The sequence below is a fragment of the Xenorhabdus littoralis genome (assembly GCF_033949345.1).
In the GTDB taxonomy this organism is placed as follows: domain Bacteria; phylum Pseudomonadota; class Gammaproteobacteria; order Enterobacterales; family Enterobacteriaceae; genus Xenorhabdus; species Xenorhabdus littoralis.
On record NZ_VCDP01000192.1, the window covers coordinates 1 to 1,138 of the forward strand.

Sequence of the window (1,138 nt, forward strand, 5' to 3'; positions counted from 1 at the left end):
ATATATCGGGTTAGTTAATAATGTACAAGGCTTGAATGACCCTATATGTCGATGACCTTACTTTCTCGGGAAACCACGTAAATCCACTTTTCAAATCCATAACTCGTCAGATTATTGAAAGGTATGGACACCAAATGCACCCGACCAAAACAAAACTGTATAATGGCAAAGAGCCGAAACTGGTAGCAGGTATTGTGATCAAGGATGAAATGGTGTTAGTACGTAATGAGCAACGAATGAAGTTAGTCTCAGATATTACGTGTTGGAAGTCTATAAAAGACACGCCTAATGCTATTAATATGCCAGTTACACACACATTGCTGGGTTGATTATATGCACTATACGCAATTAACTTGAAGATGCAGAAATGAAAGTTTGGAAATTATCCGTCAACCGAGTAGCCAATGCCTGTATTTTTTCGGGGAAGGTGATATGAAAAAAATGATGAAATGTTTCACGGAATGTTTTCGCATCCGGGAAATAGACATTGTTGCGTATCTGTTCATTCGCGTACTTCCATAATCGCTCAATTGGGTTGAGGTTCGGGCTGTAAGGCGGCAGGTAGTGCAACTCAATATTCAACACTTCGGCAAAAAATTGAACTAATTCGGAACGGTGATAACCCGCACCATCCAGAATAATGTGAATTTTTTGTGAAAGCGGATACGTTTCTCGGATCGCACCGAAAAACAGGACGACATTTTTTGCGTTAATCGTCGGATATTCACGAATAACGGTCTCTTCAATCCGCTGCAAATTGAGTGCACCCATGAGGTTGAGACGGGTACGGCTGCCTGTGGTTTTAACTACTTTGACATGTTCTCTTCCGCGTTTCATCCAACCGTAACTTAATTTTGTGGATTGGGTAGGATGCGTGGCATCAATAAACAAAATCGGCTCATGCTGACCACATTTTGCTTTCAACGCGTTGTAGGTCTCAATAAATTGTTGTTGTTTATCCGCGTCGAATTTATGCGGCGTTCCCATCGGCTTTTTGTAACTGAATCCTTGACGATGGAGCCATTTTGTCATCCCGGCTACGGTGAAAGTCACCTGCCAGTGTGCCCAGACATAGTCCACAATTTGCGCGGTGGTGTGCATCAAATTTGCCGCCAAATATTCAATCAGAACCACCCGC

The 1,138-nt window shown here is 42.4% G+C and carries 2 protein-coding genes; one reads left to right on the forward strand and one right to left on the reverse strand.

The features are described 5' to 3' along the window. The first annotated feature begins 134 nt into the window (after nt 1-134). Nucleotides 135-329, forward strand: coding sequence for a hypothetical protein (locus FE394_RS19180; protein WP_319927914.1), 195 nt, complete (start codon nt 135-137; stop codon nt 327-329). Between the two features lie 19 nt (nt 330-348). On the opposite strand, the gene FE394_RS19185 is transcribed toward FE394_RS19180, so the two are convergent. Next, nucleotides 349-1,138: IS630 family transposase (locus FE394_RS19185; RefSeq protein ID WP_319927915.1), on the reverse strand; the 790-nt coding region annotated here is incomplete at its 5' end.

Excerpts from the sequence above, each read along its gene's own strand:
- FE394_RS19180 (WP_319927914.1), top strand. The coding sequence starts at position 135 with ATGCACCCGACCAAAACAAAACTGTATAATGGCAAAGAGCCGAAACTG.